Consider the following 20,175-nt stretch of genomic DNA (forward strand, 5'->3'; position numbering starts at 1 on the left):
TACGCGTCCGAGAGGGACGCATACCCCGGCAACCGTAACGCCTGACTACTTGGCGCCGGACTCGCGCGCTTCCCGCTGACGCTCGACGGCCGCCTTGACCAGGCCCGCGAAGAGCGGGTGCGGGCGGGTCGGGCGCGAGCGCAGCTCCGGGTGCGCCTGGGTGGCGACCAGGTAGGGGTGCACCTCGCGCGGGTACTCGACGTACTCGACGAGCTTGTTGTCGGGGGACGTGCCCGAGAAGAGGATGCCCGCCTTCTTCTCCAGCTCGGCGCGGTAGGCGTTGTTGACCTCGTAGCGGTGGCGGTGGCGCTCCTCCACGTAGGGCTGGTCGCCGTAGACCTCGCGCACGATCGAGCCCTCGGCGAGCTTCGCCGGGTACATGCCGAGCCGCATGGTGCCGCCCAGGTCGCCCGCGCCCTCCACGTACGCCAGCTGCTCCTCCATCGTCGAGATGACGGGGTGCGCGGTGGCGGCGTCGAACTCGGTGGAGTTGGCGTCGGGGATCCCGGCCAGGTTGCGGGCGGCCTCGATCACGATGCACTGCAGGCCCAGGCAGATGCCGAGCAGCGGCACCTTGTTCTCCCGGGCGTACTGGATCGCACCGATCTTGCCGTTGACACCTCGGTCGCCGAAGCCGCCGGGGACCAGGATCGCGTCCACGTCGCCGAGGTGCTTGTGGGCTCCGGCCTGCGTCTTGCAGTCGTCGGAGGTGACCCACTTGACCTTGACGCGGGCCTTGTTGGCGAAGCCGCCGGCGCGCATGGCCTCGGTGATGGAGAGGTAGGCGTCGGGCAGGTCGATGTACTTGCCGACCAGCGCCACGGTGACCTCGTGCTGCGGGTTGTGGACCCGGTCGAGCAGGTCGTCCCACTGCGTCCAGTCCACGTCGCGGAAGGGCAGGTCCAGCTTGCGCACGACGTACGCGTCGAGGCCCTCGGTGTGCAGCACCTTCGGGATGTCGTAGATCGACTTGGCGTCGATGGCGGCGACCACGGCGGCCTCGTCCACGTCGCACATCAGCGAGATCTTGCGCTTGATGGAGAGCGGCACCTCGCGGTCGGCGCGCAGCACGATCGCGTCGGGCTGGATGCCGATGTTGCGCAGGGCCGCGACCGAGTGCTGGGTGGGCTTGGTCTTCAGCTCGCCCGAGGGGCCGATGTAGGGCAGCAGCGAGATGTGCACCACGAAGACGTTGTCCCGGCCGACCTCGTGGCGGACCTGGCGGACGGTCTCCAGGAAGGGCAGCGACTCGATGTCACCGACCGTGCCGCCGACCTCGGTGATGACGACGTCGACGTCGTCGGTGGCCATGCGGCGGATGCGGTGCTTGATCTCGTTGGTGATGTGCGGGATGACCTGCACGGTGTCGCCCAGGTACTCGCCGCGCCGCTCCTTGGCGATCACCTGTGAGTAGACCTGGCCGGTGGTGACGTTGGCCGAGCCGTCGAGGTCCACGTCGAGGAAGCGCTCGTAGTGGCCGATGTCCAGGTCGGTCTCGGCGCCGTCGTTGGTGACGAACACCTCACCGTGCTGGAAGGGGTTCATCGTGCCGGGGTCGACGTTCAGGTACGGGTCGAGCTTCTGCATGGTGACGCGCAGCCCGCGCGCCTTGAGGAGCGCACCCAGGCTGGAGGCAGTCAGACCCTTGCCGAGGGAGGAGGCGACACCCCCGGTGACGAAGATGTGCTTGGTCGTCGTGGCTGCGCTGTTGCGCATAGCCGTGGGCTGCATGGCCAAGAGGGGGCTCCCGTGGTCGCTGTCTGGAGTGCGTGCCGGTCACCCTCTGTGGATCCCGTCCGTCTGCGGTACGAGTTTCCGGGGGGCGCCGTCGCTGCGGTTCGGGGGTTTTCTCACCACCCGGCCACGGGCTACCAGGGTATCAGCGAGTGCGGCGCGCCGCTTCCGGCCACGCTCCGCACACGGCCGGACGACCCTGCGTGCTCCACTCACCCATATGGCGCAATGGCGTTGCAGGAAGGCATCGGCGGATCACCCACGTGCGTCGTATCCTGCTCGGACACTCGCCGCCGAGCCGCTGGTAGCACGGCACCACCCCGGCCGTCACCCACAACATGCGCTCGTTGGCTTTCCCTTGACCGCAACGCATTGGCAGTAAGCGCCCCGCGGGGCGGACATGGCCGTTCGACTGGAGATTGCACGTGGCCGGGCGCATCGAGGATTACGCACTCATCGGAGACATGCAGACCGCGGCACTGGTCTGCCGGGACGGCACGACGGACTGGCTGTGCCTGCCACGCTTCGACTCGCACGCCGTCTTCGCCGGACTGCTCGGCACCGATGAACACGGCTTCTGGCGGATCGGCCCGGCCCACGCGGCCGACGCGCCGCCTCCCCGGGCGGACCGGCGCCGCTACCGGGGCGACTCGCTGATCCTGGAGTCGGAGTGGGACACCCCGCGCGGCACGGTCCGCGTGACGGACTTCATGCCGCCGCGCGACGGCGCGCCGCAGCTGATCCGGATCGTGGAGGGCGTCAGCGGCCGGGTGCCGATGCGCAGCGCCCTGCGCATGCGCTTCAGTTACGGGCGTGTCGTGCCCTGGGTGCACAAGGTCGACAACCGTACGGTCGCCGTGGCGGGGCCGGACTCGGTGTGGCTGGACACGCCGGTGGACACCTACGGCAAGAACCTCACCACGTACTCCGACTTCACCGTCTCCCCCGGTGAGCGGATCGCCTTCACCATCAGCTGGCAGCCCTCCCACAAGGAGCAGCCCGCCCTCCCCGAGCCGGAGGCCGCCCTGGAGGCGACCGAGGACTTCTGGCGGGAGTGGGTGGAACACTGCACGTACCACGGGCCCTACCGCGAGGCGGTGGTCCGCTCGCTGATCACGCTCAAGGCGCTGACCTACGCCCCCACCGGCGGCATCGTCGCCGCGCCCACCACCTCGCTGCCCGAGGACATCGGCGGCTCGCGGAACTGGGACTACCGCTACACCTGGCTCCGGGACGCGGCGATCACCCTGTCCTCGCTGCTGCGCACCGGCTACCGCGAGGAGGCCCGCGCCTGGCGGGAGTGGCTGCTGCGGGCGGTCGCGGGCGACCCCGAGAACCTGCAGATCATGTACGGGATCGCGGGCGAGCGCGAGCTGGGCGAGGCCGAGCTGGACTGGCTGCCCGGATACGAGGGCTCGGCGCCGGTCCGGGTCGGCAACGGCGCCGCCCACCAGCTCCAGCTGGACGTGTACGGCGAGGTCACCGAGGCCCTGCACCTGGCGCACATGACGGGCCTGGCCCGCAACGACTACGCCTCGCTGCTCCAGCTCAAGCTCATCAACTATCTGGAAGACCACTGGGACGAGCCGGACGAGGGCATCTGGGAGGTGCGCGGCCCGCGCCGCCACTTCGTGCACTCCAAGGTGATGGCCTGGGTCGCGGTGGACCGCACGATCAAGCTGATCGAGTCGGGCGACGCGGACGGGCCGCTGGAGAAGTGGCGCGACCTGCGCGACGAGATCCACCGCGATGTGTGCGAGAAGGGGTACGACAAGGAGCGCAACACCTTCACGCAGTCCTACGGCTCCAAGGAGCTGGACGCCTCCTTGCTGCTCATCCCGCAGATGGGCTTCCTGCCACCGGACGACAAGCGGGTCATCGGCACCATCGAGGCGATCCAGCGCGAGCTGTCCACCCCGGACGGCTTCATCCTGCGCTACCCGACCACGGGCGCGGAGGCGGGCTGCGACGGTCTGGAGGGCGACGAGGGCGCGTTCCTGGCCTGCTCGTTCTGGATGGCGGACGACCTGGCGATGATCGGCCGGGTCGACGAGGCCCGCAAGCTCTTCGAGCGGCTGCTGTCGCTCCGCAACGACCTGGGGCTGCTCGCCGAGGAGTGGGACCCGGGAGAGCAGCGGCAGGTGGGGAACTTCCCGCAGGCCTTCAGCCACGTTCCGCTGATCGACACGGCGCTGCGGCTGACCGCGTCCGGGGCGTACGGGGGCTAGCTCGCCGCGCCCGGGTGGGGCGTGCCCGCTTAGAGTGGAGTTGTCCGATTCCCTCCGAAAGGGGGGTCCGATGACCACCCCCTCCAAGGCGGGCACGGCCCTCGCCGAGCTCCGCGAAGACCTCGCCGGTGAGGTCTTCGTCCCCGGCGACCCGGGCTACGACGAGGCCCGGCAGGTCTTCAACGCCATGGTCGACCGCCGTCCCGCCGTGATCGCGCAGTGCGCCTCGGACGCGGACGTGGCGACGGCCGTGCGCTTCGGCCGCGACCTCGATCTGAAGATCGCCGTCCGGGGCGGCGGCCACAGCGTCGCGGGTCAGTCCCTCAACGACAACGGCCTCGTCGTGGACCTGCGCCGGATGCACGACGTGACCGTGCACCCCGCCGCCCACGCGGTACGGATCCAGGGCGGCGCCACCATGAGCGATCTCGACCTGGCCACCCACCCCCACGGCCTCGCCACCACCGGCGGCCGGGCCTCCACCACCGGCGTCGGCGGCTTCGTCCTGGGCGGCGGCACCGGATGGCTGGACCGCGCCTTCGGGCTGGCCGTCGACAACCTCCTGGGCGTCGAGCTGGTCACCGCCGACGGCAGCACGGTGACCGCGAGCGCCGAGGAGAACCCGGAGCTGTTCTGGGCGCTGCACGGCGGCGGCGGCAACTTCGGCATCGCCACCTCGCTCACCCTGCGCCTGCACGAGCTGCCGGCCTTCTCCATGGCGCTGCTCCTCTTCCGGCCGCAGCTCGGCCCCCAGGTGGCGCGGGTCTACCGGGAGCTGATCGAGACCGCCCCGCCCGAGGCGGGAGGCGGGATCATCTATCTGACCGCGCCGCCCGAGGAGTTCGTCCCCGAGCACCTGGTGGGCGAGGTGCTGGCCGGTGCGCTGGTGACGTACGCCGGGCCCGCCGAACAGCTCACCAAGCTCGCCCAGCCGCTGCTCGCGCTGGAGCACGAGGTCGAGATCCTCACCGACCTGCCGTATCCGCAGATGCAGCGCATGTTCGACGACCCCACGGGCCTGCGGAACTACTGGTCGGCCGAGTATCTGACCGGCCTGCCGGACGAGCTGATCGACGTGTTCTGCGGCCGGGCCGACAGCCTCCCGGCGCCCACGGTCCAGCATGTGCTGTTCCCGCAGGGCGGCGCGATCGCGTCCGGGCCCACCGAGTACCCGGTGCCCTACCGCGACGCGCCGTGGGCGGTGCACCCGTTCGCGATCTGGGAGGACCCGGCGGACGACGAGCGCTGCCGGCAGTGGGTCAAGGACGTCCGCGCCGACGTCCGGCCCTGGTCGACCGGCGCGGTCTACCTCAACTTCACCGGCGACGAGGGCGCCGAGCGGGTGGTGGCGGGCCTGGGCGCGGAGAACATGCGCCGCCTCGCCGAGGTGAAGCGCGCCTACGACCCCGACAACGTCTTCCGCTACAACCACAACATCGCCCCGGCCTGACGCAGACGCAGAACCGTGTCGTACCGTGACCCGCATCACGTCCGGTACGGCACAACACGAGGTGAACCCAGTGGACAGCCAGGGTGGGATCACCGTGCGGCGCGCTCTCGAACTGCCGGGGCTGCGCGGCGGGCTCCCGGAAGTCGTGGCGGGCGCGGAGCGGCTGGGCCGGACCGTGCGCTGGGTACACGCGGGCGAGGTCCCGAACATGGCCTCCCTGCTCAAGGGCGGCGAGCTGCTGCTCACCACGGGCCTGGGCCTGGGCACCCGCCCCGCCGAGCAGCGCGCCTTCGTCCGGCGCCTGGCCGAGCGGGGCATCGCCGCCCTCGTCGTCGAGCTGGGCCCGCGCTTCAGCAGGCTGCCCGCCACCTTGGTGGAGACCGCGCGGGCGGCCGGGCTCCCGCTGGTCGCGCTGCACCGCGAGGTCCCGTTCGTGACGGTGACGGAGGAGATCCACACCGAGATCGTCAACGGCCACTACGCCCTGCTCCAGCGCGCCGAGGAGGTGCACCGGCGCTGCACCGGCGCCCTGCTCTCGGGCGGCGGCGTGCCCCAGGTCCTGTCGATCCTGGCGGACTTCACGGCCAACCCGGTGTTCCTGGAGACCCCGGACGGCCAGCTGCTGTACGCCGCCGCGGGCCCCGGCGAGGTGGGCGCCGACCCGCTCCAGGTGTGGGAGGGGCTGCGCGGCCAGCGCGAGTCGCGGGAGTCGGGGCCGCCCGCGGGGGCGGTCCTGGTGGACGTGCCGGGCGGTGGCCACGGCGCCGGGGCGGTCCGGGCCCGGCTCGTCCTGCTCGCCGTCGCCGGACCGCTCCTGCCGGTCCACCGGATGGCGGCGGAGCGGGCCGCGGGCATCCTCGCGGTGGTGCTGATGCAGGCACGCCAGGAGGAGGAGCTGGCGGCGCGCGGGCGCGGCGACTTCCTGACCGACCTCGCCGAGGGCCGTATCACCGCCGAGGACGCGCCCGCGCAGGCGAAGGTGCTCGGCTTCCGGCCGGGCGAGGGCCCGCTGCTGCCGGTGGTGATGCGGCTGACGGCGGACCTGTCGGGCTCCTCCCCCACCGGCACCTGGGCGGTCCTGGCCCGGGCGGTCCTGGAGGAGCTGTCCGCGGTCGGCGTGCCGGTGCTGCTGGGTGTACGCCCGGTGGAGGGCCGGGTGCCGCTGCTGCTCGGGCTGCGCTCGGAGTCGGAGCGGCACGCGGTCGCCGACCGGGTGGCGGCGGCGCTGCGCGCGGGTGTGGAGCGCGCCGGGCTGACCCGGGCCGGGGCCCAGCCGGTGGTGGTGGTCGCGGCGGCGGGCGGCTGGGCGGCGGCCTCGGCGGGGCTGCGGCACGCGGCCGAGACGGCGGCGGCGGCCCAGGGCCTGTCCGAGCGCCCCTGGTACGACGCCCGCCGCCTCGACATCGACCTGCTGCTGTGGCGGCTGCGCGAGCACCCGGACCTGGCGGCGTTCGTGGAGCGCGCCATCGGCCCGCTGCGCACCCACGACACGGCCTCGCGCCCGCCGCTGCTGCCGACCCTGGAGGCCTATCTGGCCCACGCGGGCCGCAAGGCGGAGACCGCGCGCGAGCTGCACCTCAACCGCCAGACGCTCTACAACCGCCTGGCGAGGATCGCGGAGCTGCTCGGCACGGACCTGGACGACCCGCAGACCGTCCTCGCGCTCTCCCTGGCCCTGCGGGCCCGCCGCCATGTGGCTCAGTGACCCCGGCGCCGCGTCAGCTCGTCGTACACGCTGAGCACCTGCGCCACCGTCTCGTCCTCGGTGGGCCAGCCTGCCGCCTGGACGAGCCCGGCCGCGGCCAGCGCGCGGCGCCGCCCGGGGTCGGTGAGCAGCCGCGCCACGGCGTCCCCGAGCGCCACCGCGTCCCCGTACGGGACCAGCTCGGCCGCCTCCCCCACCAGCTCCGGCACCCCGCCGACTGCGGTCGCCACCAGCGGCACGCCGAGCCGCAGCGCCTCCTGGGCCAGCAGCGAGCGCCCCTCCCAGCGGCTGGTGAGCACGGCCACGTCGGCGGCGGCCAGCAGCTCGCTGACGTCGTCGCGCCGCCCCAGCAGTTTCACGGGCAGCGCCTCGGCCTCGATGCGCCGCCGCAGCGCGGCCCGCAGCCGCCCCTCCCCCGCGATCACGAGCAGCGGTACGGGCTCGAACGCCTTCCAGCGGTGGACCGCGTCCAGCAGCACGTCATAACCCCGGTGTTCGACCAGGCTGCCGACCGTCATCAGCAACGGCCGGTCCACGGCGCCCAGTTCGGCCCGGGCCTTGCCGTCCGGGGCGGGCGTCCGGGGGCCGGGCACCGCGACCGCCGCGAGCCGGGCGTCCCGGGCACCGTGCCGCCGGGCCCGGTCGACCAGGTCGAAGGAGGTGCCGAGCACCACGTCGGCGGCGCGGGCCGCGCGCCGCTCCAGCATCCGCAGCACCCGGTGCTGGGCCCCGTCGGCGCAGGAGCTGGTGTGCCAGGTGACGACGAGGGGGATCGCGCGCCGGCCGCCCAGGGCCAGGGAGCCGCGCACCGCGGCGTGCGGTCCGTGCGCGTGCACCACGTCCGCGCCCGCGCAGACCGCCCGCAGGGCGCCCAAGGCCACCGGGTCGCCGCGCCGGGGCACGGCGACGAAGTGGGCGCCCCCGCCCCGGAAGTCGAACTCCCGCTCCAGCGCGGCCGGAGCGCAGACGGTGACCCGGACGCCCCGCGCGGCGAGGCCCGCCGCCAGCGAGCGCACATGCGCGCTGCTGCCCGCGCTGCCGCCGCCCAGCACTTGGACCGTACGCAGCTGTGACACGTGAACAGGCTCCCGGGTCGGCGGTGGGCGGGTGTGGACCCCGGCCAAGGATGCCAGCCCGTACGGACGTTCCGGCCCCGTCCGGGCGTTTCCCCGTGTCGGCGGCGGGCGGGCCGCGCCCGGGGACCACCCACACGGGTGAACCGTCACGCGGCGGTTCACCCGGCCGGGGCGCGGCGGTTCACGCGTCGGGGCGCGGCGGCTCAGCCCTCCGCGCGTGCCGTCGCCAGCAGCTCCTCGGCGTGGGCCCGGGCCGTCTCGGAGTCCTCCTGGCCCGCCAGCATCCGGGAGAGCTCCCGGACCCGGTCCTCGCCCTCCAGGACGGTGACGCCGGACCGGGTGACGGAGCCGTCGCTGGTCTTCTCCACCAGCAGCTGCCGGTCCGCGAAGGCCGCCACCTGGGGCAGATGGGTGACCACGACGACCTGCGCCGACTTGGCGAGCTTCGCCAGACGCCGGCCGATCTCGACCGCCGCCCGGCCGCCGACGCCCGCGTCGACCTCGTCGAAGAGGTACGTGGGCACCGGGTCCGTACCGGCGAAGACCACCTCGACCGCGAGCATCACCCGGGAGAGCTCACCGCCCGACGCGCCCTTGGCGATCGGCCGGGCCGGGGCGCCCGGGTGCGGGGCGAGCAGCAGCTCCACCTCGTCGGCGCCGGTCGGCCCGTACGCCACGGTCCGCCCGCCCACCTCGACGCCCTCGGCGTCCTCCACCTGCCGCACCGCGAACGACACCCGGGCGTGCGGCATCGCCAGCGACGCCAGCTCGGCCGTCACCGCGTCCGCGAAGCGGGCCGCGGCCTCGGTACGGGCGTCGGTCAGCTCCTGGGCCAGCACGGACAGCTCCCGGCGCAGCCCGTCGCGCTCGGCGGTCAGCTCCCCGATCCGGTCGTCGTCGCCGTCCAGCTCGGTCAGCCGGGCCGCGCCCTGCTGGGCCCAGGCGAGGACGGCTTCGACGTCGCTGCCGTACTTGCGGGTGAGGGCGGTCAGCGCCGCCCTGCGCTCCTCCACGGCGGCCAGCCGCAGCGGGTCGGCGTCGAGGTCGTCCGCGTAGCCGGCGAGCTCGCCCGCCACGTCACCGAGGAGGATGGCGACCTCGCCGATGCGCTCGGCGAGCGCGGCCAGCGCGGGGTCGTGCGACCGTACGGCCTCCAGGGCCCGGTGCGCGCCCGCGACCAGGGTGGCCGCGTCGACGCTCTCGGGGTCCTCGGGGTTGCCCGCGAGCGCGGAGTGGGCCAGGGCGGCGGCGGACGCCAGCGCCTCGGCGTGCCCGAGCCGCTCGGCCTCCGCCGCGAGCTCGGCGTCCTCGCCCGCCAGCGGTTCGACCGCCGCGATCTCGTCCAGCCCGAAGCGCAGCAGATCGGCCTCCTGCGCCCGCTCGCGCGCCCGCGTGGTCAGCTCCTCCAGCTCCCCGGCGACGGCCCGCAGCCGCCGGTAGGCCTCCGCGTACTTGGTCAGCGGCCCCGCCACGGCGTCCCCCGCGTACCGGTCGAGGGCCTCGCGCTGCCGGGCGGGCCTGAGCAGGCCCTGCTGGTCGGTCTGGCCGTGGACCGCCACGAGCTCGTCGGCGATCTCCGCGAGCACGCCGTTCGGTACGGAGCGTCCGCCGAGGTACGCCCGGGAGCGGCCCTCCGCCGAGATGGTACGGCTGACCAGCAGCGCGCCCTCGTCCAGCTCGGCCCCGGCCTCCTCCGCGCGGATCGCCGCGGTGGCGCCCGCGCGCAGCGCGATCCGCCCCTCGACGACCGCCGCCTTGGCGCCGATCCGCACCAGGGCGGGGTCGGCGCGTCCGCCGAGCAGCAGCCCCAGGCTGGTGACGACCATGGTCTTGCCCGCGCCGGTCTCGCCGGTCACCGCGGTGAACCCGGGCGACAGCTCGACGACAGCGTCGTCGATGACCCCGAGCGACCGTATCCGCATCTCCTCCAACACGCCCCCGACCTTACGAGGTCCCGGGCCCTGTGTGCGACGCCCCCCACGCGGTCACCCCAAGGGTTGACCCCCGTGCCCCGTTTTCCCCCACCCCGAGCCCGGGACAAAAACAGCCCTCCCGCAGCCAAAACCCAAGCCCCGAAGGGGCGCGGGGAACTGCGCGAGCCAAACACTCCCCCGCCGCCACGCCCCCCACCACCGCGCCCCCAGGCAAAACGGGGCACCCGGGACCGCAGCCCCCGGGAAACAGCACCGCACCCCTCAGTGCGGAGCCCCCCGCCACCCACTCACCGGCAACGCAAACTTCGCCACCAACCGGTCCGTGAAGGACGCGTGGTGCAGCCGGGCCAGCCGGACCGGCACCGCCCCGCGCCGCACCTCCACCCGCGCCCCGGCGGGCAGCTCCACCGTCCGCCGCCCGTCGCACCACAGCACCCCGTGCGGCGTGTGCGGCTGCACCTCCACCGCGAGTACCGAACTCGGCGACGTCACCAGCGGCTTGGCGAAGAGCGCGTGGGCGCTGATCGGGACCATCAGCAGCGCCTCGACCTCCGGCCACACCACCGGCCCGCCCGCCGAGAAGGCGTACGCCGTCGAGCCGGTCGGCGTCGCGTACACGATCCCGTCACAGCCGAACCCGGTCACCGGCCGCCCGTCGATCTCCAGGACGACCTCCAGCATCCGCTCCGGCGACACCTTCTGCACGGCCGCCTCGTTGAGCGCCCAGTCGGTGTGCACCACATCGCCGTTGCTGTGGACGACGACATCGAGGGTCATCCGCTCCTCGACCTCGTACGAGCGCGTGACCACCCGGTCCACGACCTTGTCCAGGTCGTCGCGCTCGGCCTCGGCGAGGAACCCGACCCGCCCGAGGTTGACCCCGAGCATCGGCACCCCCGACGCCCGCGCGAACTCCGCGCCGCGCAGCAGCGTCCCGTCCCCGCCGAGCACGATCAGCAGCTCGCACCCGTCGAGGCACTGCGGGGTCGCCTCCTTGACCGTCCGTACGGCCGCCGAGTCCGGCAGCGGGATGTCGACCGCCTCCGCCTCCAGGATCCGCACCCCGATGCCGCAGCGCAGCAGCCCTCGTACCACCAGCTCCGCGCTGCGGATGGCGGCGGGCCGCCCGGTGTGCGCGAGCAGGAACACCGTGCGCTCGGCCGCACCCCGCTCGCCCGTACCGTCCCCCCCGCGCGTCTCCTCCGCTTTCCCCAACGAGCTCAACTAGGTCCCTCCGCCACTGCACGGTCCACATCGGCCGGATCCAGCGCGGGCGCGCCGGCCCGCAGCCACAGAAAGTACTCGACATTGCCCGAGGGCCCGGGCAGCGGGCTGGCCGTGACCCCGAGCACACCTAGCCCCAGCCCGGCGGCCTGCCCGGCCACCGTGCGCACGGTCTCGGCCCGCAGCTCGGGGCTGCGCACCACACCGCCGCTGCCCAGGCGCTCCTTGCCGATCTCGAACTGCGGCTTCACCATCAGCACCAGGTCGGCGCCGGGCGCGCAGCACCGCACCAGCGCGGGCAGCACAAGACCCAGCGCGATGAAGGACAGGTCCCCCACCACCAGGTCGACCGGCTCGCCGTCGATGGCGTCGAGCGTCAACTCCCGTACGTTCGTCCGGTCCTTGACGGTGACCCGGTCGTCACTCTGGAGGGACCAGGCGAGCTGTCCGTACCCGACGTCCACCGCCACCACGTGTCCGGCGCCCGCGCGCAGCAGCACATCGGTGAAGCCGCCGGTGGAGGCGCCCGCGTCCAGCGCCCGGCGCCCCTCGACCTTCAGCCCCCGCGGGACGAAGGCCGCCAGCGCGCCGGCCAGCTTGTGGCCGCCGCGCGAGACGTAGTCGGGGTCGCTGTCGTCCTCGGCGACGACGATCGCGGCGGCGGTCTCGACCTGGGTGGCGGACTTGGTGGCGACCGCCTTGCCGACCGTCACCCGCCCGGCGGCGATCAGCTGCGCGGCGTGCTCGCGGGACCGGGCGAGCTTCCGGCGGACCAGCTCGGCGTCGAGGCGGCGGCGTGCCACTCCTGCCACGTTCGGTTCAGCTCCTGTTGTCGTACGTATGTGACACGGGGGACGGGACCGGCGGCCCCGGGCGGGCGTCCAGCGCGCTCAGCGTCTCGCGCAGTCCCCCGTGTACATCCTCGTACACCTCGATGTGTCCGTCCGTATCGAGGTGGGTGACGTCCGCCAGCCGCTCGACCAGCGCGTCCACCCGCGGGTCTCCGCTGGGCTCGCGGGGCACCTCCGCAAAGGAGGGGGCGGCGGGCTCCTCGGGGGCGCCGGCCTCCGCCCCGGGCTCCGGCATCAAGTCGCTCATGGCACGACGCTACCGCGTGGGCCTGCGGTACGGTCGGTCACGATGGCGACGATCGAGGAGTGCCGCGCGGCACTCGACGCACTTTCCCGCAGCCTGGCCGGCGCGCACGGCGACGTGCGCGCGGCCGCCGCCCTCGACCGCTCGCTGAGCTGCCACCTGACGGATCTGGACCGTACCTTCACCGGGCGTCTGCGGGACGGCCGTATCGAGGTCGAGCGGACGCTTCAGGGGCCGCCCGTCGAGCGCGCCCAGATCCGTCTCGCCATGACGGGCGACGACCTGGTGGCGATGGTCGCGGGCGAGCTGAACTTCGCCCGGGCGTGGACGTCGGGCCGGGTCCGCCTGGAGGCCGGGTTCCGCGACCTGCTCCGGCTGCGGACCCTGCTCTAGCCCACCCGCCCCCCGCCGGGGAGCCACGTTCTACGCCCCGGTGGCGGCCTGCGCCGCCTCCCGCTGCCGTGCCGCCGGGACCACCAGCGGCGTGCCGGTCTCCGGGTCGTCGATGACCTGGCAGCGCACCCCGAAGACGTCCCGCACCAGCTCCGCCGTGACGATCCGCGACGGCGGTCCCTCGGCCACGATCTCGCCGCCGCGCATCGCGATCAGATGCGTGGCGTACCGGGCGGCCTGGTTGAGGTCGTGCAGCACCGCCACCAGCGTGCGCCCCTGGGACTCGTGCAGTTCGGCGCACAGGTCCAGGACCTCGATCTGGTGCTGGATGTCCAGGAAGGTGGTCGGCTCGTCGAGCAGCAGCAGCGGTGTCTGCTGGGCCAGCGCCATCGCGATCCACACCCGCTGGCGCTGGCCGCCCGACAGCTCGTCGACGTACCGCTCCCCCAGCTCGCCCACGCCGGTCGCCTCCATCGACTCCCGTACGATCCGCTCGTCCTCGGGCGACCACTGCCGCAGCAGTCCCTGGTGCGGGTAGCGGCCCCGGGCGACCAGGTCGGCGACCGTGATCCCGTCCGGCGCGATCGAGGACTGCGGCAGCAGCCCCAGGGTCCTGGCGACCTTCTTCGCGGGCATCGCGTGGATGGTCTGCCCGTCGAGGAGGACCCGCCCCGCGCTCGGCTTCAGCATCCGCGACAGGGCGCGCAGCAGCGTGGACTTCCCGCAGGCGTTGGGGCCGACGATGACGGTGAAGGAGTGGTCCGGGATCTCCACCGACAGATCCTCGGCGATCACCCGCTGGTCGTAGCCGAGGGTCACCGATTCGGCGCTGAGGCGCTGCATGTGCGTACTCCTGGAACGGGGGTCCGTACGGGGACGGGGGACGTGCGGGCCGCTCATATCCGGCCCGCCTTGCGCTCGGTGACCAGCAGCCACAGCAGATAGAGGCCGCCGACCACCCCGGTGACCACGCCCACCGGCAGCTTGCTCTCGCCGAACAGCCGCTGGGAGGCCCAGTCGGCGGTGACGAGCAGGGTCGCGCCCATACAGCCGGAGGCCAGGATGTTGGGCCCGGTGGCACGGGTGAGGCGGCGGGCGAGCTGCGGCGCGGTCAGCGCCACGAAGGAGATGGGACCGGCCGCGGCGGTCGCGGCGGCGTTGAGGAGCACCGCGGCGAGCATCAGTACGGTCCGGGTCCGCTGGACGGGCACCCCGAGCGCGTACGCCGCGTCGTCGCCCATCTCCAGCATCCGCAGCGGCCGTCCGTAGGCGAGGATCACCGGCAGCGTCGCGGCGAAGAGGGCGAGCAGCGGCCACACCTGCTCCCAGTCGCGCCCGTCGAGCGAGCCGGTCAGCCACACCATGGCCCGGGTGGCGTCGACCAGTTGGGCCTTGGTGAGCAGGTACTGGATGCAGGCGGTGAGCATCGCGGCGGCGCCGATGCCGACGAGCACCAGGCGGTAGCCGTGCACGCCCTTCTTCCAGGCGAGCAGATACACCGCCACGCCGGTCGCGAGGCCGCCGAGCAGGGCGCCGACGGCGACGTCGGTGGCGTCACCGCCGAACCAGACGATGACGACGAGGGCGCCGACCGAGGACCCCTGGCCGAAGCCGATGATGTCCGGACTGCCCAGCGGGTTGCGGGAGATGGACTGGAAGACCGCGCCCGAGATGCCGAGCGCGGCGCCCACCAGGAGCCCCACGAGCACCCGGGGCAGCCGCAGTTCGTTGACGATGAAGTCCTGCTGGGTGGTGCCGGAGCCGAAGAGCGTACGGACGACGTCGAGCGGCGCGATGGCGAAGTCGCCGCTGCCGACGAGGACGACACCCGCCGTGAGGGCGGCGGCCAGCAGCGCCACGACGACGACCAGCGAACGGGTGTCGGCCCGGAAGGAGTAACCCCCGGGCGTGCGTACGGCCTTCACAGCTGAGCCATCCTCTTGCGGCGGACGAGAAAGATGAAGACGGGCCCGCCGATGAGCGCGGTGACGATGCCGACCTGGAGCTCGGAGGGCCGGGTGATCACCCGGCCGACCACGTCGGAGCCGAGCAGCAGCACGGGTGAGAGCACGGCCGCGTACGGCAGGATCCAGCGCATGTCGGGCCCGGTGATGGCCCGGACGACGTGCGGGACCATCAGGCCGATGAAGACGATCGGCCCGCAGGCGGCGGTGGCGGCCCCGCACAGCAGGGTGACGGTGACCATCGCCAGGACGCGGGTCCGGGTGAGGTGGGTGCCCAGCGCGCGGGCGGTGTCGTCGCCCAGGGCCATCGCGTTGAGCGGCCGGGCAATGAGCGCAGCGAGCACCAGACCGACCGCCACGAAGGGCACGATCTCGGTGACCGTGTCCGCGTTGGCGGAGGCCAGCGAGCCGACCGACCAGAACCGCAGCCGGTCGAGCGCGGCCGAGTCCATCAACTGCACGGCGTTGATGTAGCCGTACAGCGCGGCCGTGGCGGCGGTGCCCGCGAGCGCGAGGCGGACCGGCGTGGCTTCCCGGCTGCCGCCCAGGACGTAGACGAGCGCGGAGACGACCGCGGCGCCGGCGAAGGCGAACCAGACGTACCCCGTCAGGCTGGTGACCCCGAAGAAGCTGATCGCGGAGACCACGGCGGCCGAGGCGCCCGCGCTGACGCCGAGGATGCCGGGTTCGGCCAGCGGGTTGCGGGTGAGGGCCTGCATCACCGCGCCGGAGACGCCGAGCGCGGCCCCGACGAGCAGTCCGAGCAGGGTGCGGGGCACCCGGGTGTCGTGGACGATCACGTCGTCGGCGGTGCCGGAGTAGTGGAACAACCCGTGCCAGACGTCCGCGAGCGGGATCTGTTTGGCGCCGACCGCGATGCTCGCGAGCGCCACCAGGGCCAGGAACGCCAAGGCGGCGAGCAGTCCGGCGGCCCGCAGGGCGTGCCGCCGGGTGGTCGGGGCCGGGGGCGCGGCAGCGGTCTGCGCGCTCGGCGGGGAGGGGCTGTCTACCAACACGCAAGTTAGGTTAGCCTACCCTGCAAAGCGGCCGACAGTACCCTTGATCATGGCCGAAGCCCGGCCATGAAGGGGCGACTCCCAAGCCCCGTACCGAGAATCGGCCCCGAGCCCCGGCCCCCGCCCCCAGGCACCCTCCTCAGGGGCGCGACGAACTGCGCGACCAGCCCAAACCAACCCGCAGAAACCCACCGACCACACCCCGCCCCCCCCGGAGGGCCCCCTCACAACCCCAGCCGCTCCAGCACCTTCCCCGCGTCCAACTCGCACACGCCGTCACCCGCGTAAGTCCACGCCGCCGCGCACAGCGCCCGCAGGCCGTCCAGCGGCTCGCCCTCGCCGTCGAGGGCGAACGCCTCGTCGCGGATGGCCGCTGTCCACCCGCCGCACCCGAACTCACCGTCGTTTTCGGCCACGTCCGGCTGGCCGGTCAGCATCCCCCGCAGATCCGCGTCCACGAAGGTCGGCCGGTGCTCGGGGCGCGCGGCCAGCAACTGGGCGCCGTCCGTCACCCCGGTGAGGACGAGCAGCGAGTCGACCTCGCCGTTGAACGCCCCCTCGATGTCCGTATCCAGCCGGTCCCCCACCACCAGCGGCTTGCGCGCACCCGTACGGATGATCGTCTCCCGGTGCATCGGCGGCAGCGGCTTCCCGGCCACCTGCGGCTCGGCGCCTGTCGCGATCCGCACCACCTCCACCGCAGCCCCGTTGCCCGGCGCGATACCGCGCCCGCTCGGGATCGTCAGATCGGTGTTGGAGGCGAACCACGGCACCCCGGCCGCGACCGCGTACGACGCCTCGGCGAACCGGCCCCACGCCAGATCGGGCCCGCCGTACCCCTGCACCACCGCCGCCGGGTCGTCCTCGGCCGACTCGACCGGCTCCAGGCCGCGCTCGCGCAGCGCCACCCGCAGCCCCTCGCCGCCGATCACCAGCACCCGCGAACCCTCCGGCACCTGCTCGGAGATCAGCCGCGCCACCGCCTGCGCCGAGGTGATCACATCGCCGGACTCGGCCGGTACCCCGAGCTCGGTGAGGTGCGCCGCCACCGCGTCCGGCGTCCGCAGCGCGTTGTTGGTGACGTACGCGAGGTGCATCCCGCCCTCACGGGCCGTACCCAGCGAGTCGACGGCGTGGTCGATCGCCTCACCGCCCGCGTACACCACCCCGTCGAGATCCAGCAGAGCCGTGTCGTACACCTCACTCAACGCCCGCGCGCTCCCGCTCGGCCGGGTCCTGCTGGGCTGGCTCATCCTCATCCACTCCTCGCTCGATGCTCTCCCCCCGATCATCACGCATGCCCGCACCCCACTTACCATGCACCAATGACCACAACTGGGCGTACGGACGACGGGCTGCGCCTGATCCCCTTCCGAGGGCTGCGCTACGTACCCGAGCGCGTCGGCAGCCTCGCCGCCGTGACCTCGCCGCCGTACGACGTGGTGGTGCGGCCCGACGGCCTCCTGCACCTGGAGTCGGCGGATCCGTACAACATCGTCCGGCTGATCCTGCCGCAGGCCGCCACGCCCACGGCACGGCACCAGCAGGCCGCGCTCACCCTCGACGACTGGCTGGCCGAGGGCGTCCTCGCCCCCGACGCGGAGCCCGCGCTGTACGTGTACGAGCAGCACGACGGCACCCTGCTCCAGCGCGGCCTCATCGGGGCGCTCGCCCTCTCGGAGCCCTCCGAGGGCGTGGTGCTGCCGCACGAGGACGTCATGCCGCACGTCGTCGAGGACCGCGCCGCCCTGATGCGCACGACGGCCGCCCACTTCGAGCCGCTGCTCCTGACGTACCACGGTGACAGGGGCGGCAACGGCAGCGCGCCGACCGGCGCGGGCGCGGTCATCGAACGGACCGTACGGCGCGAGCCGCTGCTCTCGACGACCACCGAGGACGGCTACAGCCACCGGCTGTGGGCGGTCACGGACCCCGCCGACCTCGCCGAGATCCAGACCGAGCTGGCCCACCACCAGGCGGTGATCGCCGACGGCCACCACCGCTGGGCGACCTATCTGCGGCTGCGCTCGGAGCAGTCCGCGCCCGGCCCCTGGGACTTCGGCCTGGTCCTGCTCGTGGACACCGCCCGCTATCCGCTGCGGGTGCGCGCGATCCACCGGCTGCTGCACCGGCTTCCGGTCAGCGAGGCCCTGGCGGCGGTGGCCGAATCCGGCGCCTTCCGCATTCGTACGTTCTCGGTGCCGCTGCCCGACGCGTTGGACCTCCTCGCGGAGGCGAGCGCCGAGGGCAACGCGTTCCTGCTGGCGGGCGACGGGCACTTCCACCTCCTGGACCGGCCCGACCCGGAGCTGCTCGCCCGCACCGTCCGCACCGACCGCCCACAGGCCTGGCGCGAACTGGACGCGGCCGTGCTCCACTCCACGCTCCTGGACCACGTCTGGCGCATCCCGGACGCGCCCGAGCACATCATGTACATCCACGACACGACGGCCGCCGTCGAACAGGCGGAGCGGCGCGGCGGCACGGCGGTGCTCATGCACCCCGTCCGCGAGGAGGTCGTCCGTGACCTGGCCCGCCAGGGCGTCACGATGCCCCGCAAATCGACGTCCTTCGGCCCCAAGCCGGCGACGGGTCTGGTGCTGCGGAGCCTGACGGTGAACTGAGCGGTACGGGTACGCAGCCGCGAGCGGCACGCGCCCGCGAGCGCCGCATACACGAAAGGGCGGCACCCCGGTGGGGGTGCCGCCCTTTCCCAACTGCACTGCTCCCAGGCGCCTACAGGGCGCCTACGGAGACGGTGGCTCAGGCCTTGTCGGCCGAACCCTCGTCGGCCGAACCCTTGTCGGCGTCGGCGTCGGTCCCGACCACGGCGTCGGACTCGGCGTCGGCGTCCGCCTCGACCTCGTCGAGCTCGTCCGGCTCGTCGTCGTCCTCGGCGTCGCGGTCGTCTTCCTCGTCCTCGTCCGGCAGGCTGTCCGACTCGTCGGCGCTGTCGAGGAGGTCGGCGTCGACCTGCTCGTCCTGCCCCTCCTGCTCCTCGCCGAGGGCGTCCACGAAGTCCACGCCGTCCATCTCGGCCAGGCGGTCGGAGGCGTCGGTGGTGCCCTCCTTGTCGGACTCCAGCGCCTTGGCGAACCACTCGCGCGCCTCGTCCTCACGCCCGGCGGCGAGCAGGGCGTCGGCGTACGCGTACCGCAGACGCGGAGTCCACGGCTGTACCGAGTTCGAGGCCAGCTCGGGGCTCTGGAGGGTCACGATGGCGGCGTCCAGCTGCCCCATGTCCCGCCGCGCACCAGCCGCGACCAGGCGCATCTCGACCTGGCTGGCCTTGTCGAGCTTCTGCACCTCGGGCGCGCCGGCCATCTCCAGCGCACGCTCGGGGCGGCCCATGCCCCGCTCACAGTCGGCCATGACGGGCCACAGCTCGACGTGCCCGGTCATCCGCCGCGCGGCCCGGAACTCGGCCAGCGCCTCGGAGTACTTCTGCGTCGCGTACGCCGCGAACCCGGCCGCCTCACGGACCGCCGCCACACGGGAGGCGAGCCGCAGCGCGATACGCGAGTACGCGTACGCCTGCTCGGGGTCCTCGTCGATCAGCCGGGCCACCATGACCAGGTTCTGGGCGACGTCCTCGGCGAGGGTCTTGGGCAGGCTCAGCAGCTCCTGACGCACGTCCTCATCGATCTCGTTGCCGGTGACGTCCTCGTCGATCGGCAGCCGCTTGATCGGCTCACGGTCGCGGTCCCGCTCGCGGCGGTCGTCGCCGCCACGGAAGCCGCCGCGGTCGTCCCGGCTGTCCCGGCCCCGGTAGCCACCGCGGTCGTCGTCGCGGCGCGGGCCACGGTCGTCCCGGCGGAAACCGCCACGGTCATCCCGGCTGTCCCGGCCTCGGTAGCCACCACGGTCGTCCTCGCGGCGGGGCGCGCGGTCGTCCCGGCGGAAACCGCCACGGTCGTCATCACGACGGGGAGCCGGACGGTCGTCACGACGCCCGAAGCCACCACCGGGGGGACGGCCGCCACGGTCGTCGTCACGGCGGAAGGAGGGACGCTCGTCACGACGGTCATCGCGACGGAACCCACCACGGTCATCGTCACGGCGCGGGGCCGGACGGTCGTCACGACGCCCGAAGCCACCACCGGAGGGGCGGCCACCGCGGTCGTCGTCACGACGGAAGGAGGGCCGGTCATCGCGGCGAGGGGCGCGGTCATCACGACGGTCATCGCGACGGAACCCACCACGGTCGTCATCACGGCGCGGGGCCGGACGGTCATCGCGGCGGAAACCGCCACGGTCATCGTCACGGCGCGGGGCCGGACGGTCGTCACGACGCCCGAAGCCACCACCGGCACCCGAGCCACCACGGTTGTCATCACGACGGCCATAGCCACCACC

The 20,175-nt window shown here is 73.5% G+C and carries 16 protein-coding genes and 1 pseudogene; 5 read left to right on the forward strand and 12 right to left on the reverse strand.

The window, feature by feature from the left end; all coding sequences use genetic code 11:
* Positions 1-45: 45 nt before the first annotated feature.
* Positions 46-1,716: a CTP synthase gene (locus ACZ4MU_RS16310; RefSeq protein ID WP_467876289.1), complete on the reverse strand. Its 1,671-nt coding sequence runs from the start codon at positions 1,714-1,716 to the stop codon at positions 46-48.
* A gap of 443 nt (positions 1,717-2,159) precedes the next feature.
* Here ACZ4MU_RS16310 and ACZ4MU_RS16315 point away from each other — a divergent pair, with 443 nt between their 5' ends.
* From ACZ4MU_RS16315 to ACZ4MU_RS16325, 3 genes are all read left to right on the forward strand, one after another.
* Positions 2,160-3,962, forward strand: a complete 1,803-nt coding sequence (locus ACZ4MU_RS16315; RefSeq protein WP_467876291.1) for a glycoside hydrolase family 15 protein — start codon at positions 2,160-2,162, stop codon at positions 3,960-3,962.
* A 70-nt stretch (positions 3,963-4,032) separates the two neighbouring features.
* Positions 4,033-5,412 carry an FAD-binding oxidoreductase gene (locus tag ACZ4MU_RS16320; RefSeq protein ID WP_467876294.1) on the forward strand — a complete coding sequence of 460 codons (1,380 nt, stop codon included), beginning with the start codon at positions 4,033-4,035 and terminating at the stop codon, positions 5,410-5,412.
* Between the two features lie 70 nt (positions 5,413-5,482).
* On the forward strand, positions 5,483-7,117 hold the full coding sequence (locus ACZ4MU_RS16325) for a PucR family transcriptional regulator (RefSeq protein ID WP_467876297.1): 1,635 nt from the start codon (positions 5,483-5,485) through the stop codon (positions 7,115-7,117).
* Here the strand turns inward: ACZ4MU_RS16325 and ACZ4MU_RS16330 are convergent.
* The 5 genes from ACZ4MU_RS16330 to ACZ4MU_RS16350 form a co-directional block, all read right to left on the reverse strand.
* Positions 7,111-8,193, reverse strand: a complete 1,083-nt coding sequence (locus ACZ4MU_RS16330; protein ID WP_467876300.1) for a glycosyltransferase family 4 protein — start codon at positions 8,191-8,193, stop codon at positions 7,111-7,113. The genes ACZ4MU_RS16325 and ACZ4MU_RS16330 overlap by 7 nt on opposite strands.
* Positions 8,194-8,396: 203 nt before the next feature.
* Positions 8,397-10,115, reverse strand: coding sequence for a DNA repair protein RecN (gene recN, locus ACZ4MU_RS16335; protein ID WP_467876385.1), 1,719 nt, complete (start codon positions 10,113-10,115; stop codon positions 8,397-8,399).
* A 273-nt stretch (positions 10,116-10,388) separates the two neighbouring features.
* Positions 10,389-11,342 (reverse strand): NAD kinase, encoded by a 954-nt coding sequence (locus ACZ4MU_RS16340; protein WP_467876388.1) that lies wholly within the window; start codon positions 11,340-11,342, stop codon positions 10,389-10,391.
* Between the two features lie 5 nt (positions 11,343-11,347).
* Positions 11,348-12,163 carry a TlyA family RNA methyltransferase gene (locus tag ACZ4MU_RS16345; protein ID WP_467876303.1) on the reverse strand — a complete coding sequence of 272 codons (816 nt, stop codon included), beginning with the start codon at positions 12,161-12,163 and terminating at the stop codon, positions 11,348-11,350.
* 7 nt (positions 12,164-12,170) lie between these two features.
* Complete coding sequence (locus ACZ4MU_RS16350; RefSeq protein WP_467876306.1) at positions 12,171-12,449, reverse strand: hypothetical protein; 279 nt, start codon at positions 12,447-12,449, stop codon at positions 12,171-12,173.
* A 42-nt stretch (positions 12,450-12,491) separates the two neighbouring features.
* Here ACZ4MU_RS16350 and ACZ4MU_RS16355 point away from each other — a divergent pair, with 42 nt between their 5' ends.
* The gene (locus ACZ4MU_RS16355; RefSeq protein ID WP_467876309.1) at positions 12,492-12,839 is read left to right on the forward strand and encodes an SCP2 sterol-binding domain-containing protein; all 348 of its coding nucleotides are present in this window, start codon (positions 12,492-12,494) and stop codon (positions 12,837-12,839) included.
* Between the two features lie 30 nt (positions 12,840-12,869).
* Here ACZ4MU_RS16355 and ACZ4MU_RS16360 read toward each other — a convergent pair whose 3' ends face one another.
* From ACZ4MU_RS16360 to ACZ4MU_RS16375, 4 genes are all read right to left on the reverse strand, one after another.
* Positions 12,870-13,682, reverse strand: a complete 813-nt coding sequence (locus ACZ4MU_RS16360; RefSeq protein ID WP_467876312.1) for an ABC transporter ATP-binding protein — start codon at positions 13,680-13,682, stop codon at positions 12,870-12,872.
* A 53-nt stretch (positions 13,683-13,735) separates the two neighbouring features.
* Positions 13,736-14,764 (reverse strand): FecCD family ABC transporter permease, encoded by a 1,029-nt coding sequence (locus ACZ4MU_RS16365; RefSeq protein ID WP_467876315.1) that lies wholly within the window; start codon positions 14,762-14,764, stop codon positions 13,736-13,738.
* Positions 14,761-15,819 (reverse strand): FecCD family ABC transporter permease, encoded by a 1,059-nt coding sequence (locus ACZ4MU_RS16370; RefSeq protein ID WP_467876318.1) that lies wholly within the window; start codon positions 15,817-15,819, stop codon positions 14,761-14,763. The genes ACZ4MU_RS16365 and ACZ4MU_RS16370 overlap by 4 nt, the downstream gene beginning before the upstream one ends.
* Before the next feature lie 224 nt (positions 15,820-16,043).
* The gene (locus tag ACZ4MU_RS16375) at positions 16,044-17,072 is read right to left on the reverse strand and encodes an HAD hydrolase-like protein (protein WP_467876320.1); all 1,029 of its coding nucleotides are present in this window, start codon (positions 17,070-17,072) and stop codon (positions 16,044-16,046) included.
* A gap of 72 nt (positions 17,073-17,144) precedes the next feature.
* Here ACZ4MU_RS16375 and ACZ4MU_RS16380 point away from each other — a divergent pair, with 72 nt between their 5' ends.
* Positions 17,145-18,443 carry a DUF1015 domain-containing protein gene (locus ACZ4MU_RS16380; RefSeq protein WP_467876322.1) on the forward strand — a complete coding sequence of 433 codons (1,299 nt, stop codon included), beginning with the start codon at positions 17,145-17,147 and terminating at the stop codon, positions 18,441-18,443.
* A gap of 139 nt (positions 18,444-18,582) precedes the next feature.
* Here the strand turns inward: ACZ4MU_RS16380 and ACZ4MU_RS16385 are convergent, their stop codons facing one another.
* Entirely contained in the window at positions 18,583-19,452 is an 870-nt protein-coding gene (locus ACZ4MU_RS16385; protein ID WP_467876325.1) for a tetratricopeptide repeat protein, read from the reverse strand.
* Positions 19,434-20,175, reverse strand: a pseudogene (locus ACZ4MU_RS16390) (hypothetical protein); the annotation flags it as partial. The gene ACZ4MU_RS16385 and the pseudogene ACZ4MU_RS16390, both read right to left, overlap by 19 nt.

The organism is Streptomyces sp. NPDC026377 (assembly GCF_055567715.1).